At 79.4% G+C, this 1,416-nt stretch carries 1 pseudogene; it reads right to left on the bottom strand.

Annotated elements, in window-relative coordinates:
* Positions 1-46: 46 nt before the first annotated feature.
* Positions 47-1,416 (bottom strand): annotated as a pseudogene (locus tag ABZ641_RS37275) (hypothetical protein); the annotation flags it as partial.

Here is a 1,416-nt window from a genome sequence, read left to right as displayed (position 1 = left end):
CCGGAATTCTATATATGTTTTGTGTTTATTGGTGTTCAGTGGTGTGCTATACCGTACCGGGGGCGGGGGCGGCGAGCTGGGCCTGGTGGTGGTCGACGGGCCCGGGCACGCCGGCGCCGATGCCCTCGACGGCGAACAGCCCGGCGTACGGTGCCAGCGCCGCGCGGAGCGGACCGGCGACCTGCCGGGCCACCGGGTGCGCCCCGAGCAGGCCCACGGTCTCCGCGGCCTGGGCCAGCATCGGCAGCCACTCGCTGTCCCGCGGCGCGGCGGGCAGTGCCGGTGCGACGGCGGCGAGCCGCCGGGCGGCCTCCTCGGTCCGGCCGAACTGGGCGGCGAGCAGGGCGAGTGCGACCTTGGGCCAGACGCCCGGCTCGCGCTCCAGCGGCGGCGAACCCTCGATCAGCCGGGCCAGCCCCTCGGTGTCGCCCTCCGCGGCGAGCAGGCACCAGTGCTGGGTGGCGGCCAGCATCGCGGCGTTCGCGCTGCCCGCCCGGCGGCCGACCGCCCCGGTCTCGGCCAGTTCGCGGCGGCAGTCCTCGCGGCGGCCCTCCAGCAGGGCCCGGGCGCCGCGCCACAGCGGCGCGTACCAGCCGTACAGCGGGCGGCGCAGCACCCGGGCGAGGGCGTCGAAGGCGCTGATCTCGGCGTTCCCGGCGGCCAGGTCCCCGGTCTCCCACAGGGCGACCAGGCGCAGTCGCCGGCCGAGCAGTTCGAGGACGGGGTCGTCGGCGGTGCGGGCGAGGGCGACGATCTCCCCGGCCCAGTCCAGTCGGGCCCGGCAGTGGTCCGGTCCCGACCGGGCGTCGCAGAGCGCGGCCAGGGCCGACCCGAGCGCGGCGGGGTCGCCCGTGCTCCGCGCCAGCCGGACGGCCTCCTCGGCCAGCTCCGCCCGGTACCCGTCGGTCTCGACCAGCGCCGCGGCCACCGAGAGGCGCGCCGTCACCTCGGCGATCAGCACCGCACGCCGGCCGGCGTCGGGGCCGCCCGGCAGGCGCTCGCCGGGACGGGCGGGCGCTGCGGGCCCGGGGGCCGGGGCGGCGAGGGCGGTGCGGGCCTCGGTGAGGAGAGCGAGTTGCTCGCGGTCGAGGAGCGCGACCTCGAAGCCGACCGGGCCGGTGCCGAGGCCGAGGGCGGCGCGGGCGAGCAGGTCGGGGCGGCCGGCGGTGCGGGCGAGGGCGGCGGCCTGCAGGTGGGCGGTGCGGGCGGCGGCGCTCTCTCCGGCGCCGAGCAGGGCGGCGCCGAGCGCGAGGCGGAGCTCGACGGGGTCGGTGTCCGGGTCGGCCTCGGCGCTGCGCCGGTACCAGTGGGCGGCGTCCTCGAAGGCGAGCAGGGCGGCGGCCCGGTCGCCGGCCCGGCGAGCCTCGGCGGCGGCCGGGCGGCGGTGTTCGGGGCCGGCGAGCAGCAGGTGGCGGG

This window comes from Kitasatospora sp. NPDC007106 (assembly GCF_040634455.1).
Taxonomy (GTDB): Bacteria; Actinomycetota; Actinomycetes; order Streptomycetales; family Streptomycetaceae; genus Kitasatospora; species Kitasatospora arboriphila.
This window is presented reverse-complemented; position numbering and strand designations above follow the sequence as displayed.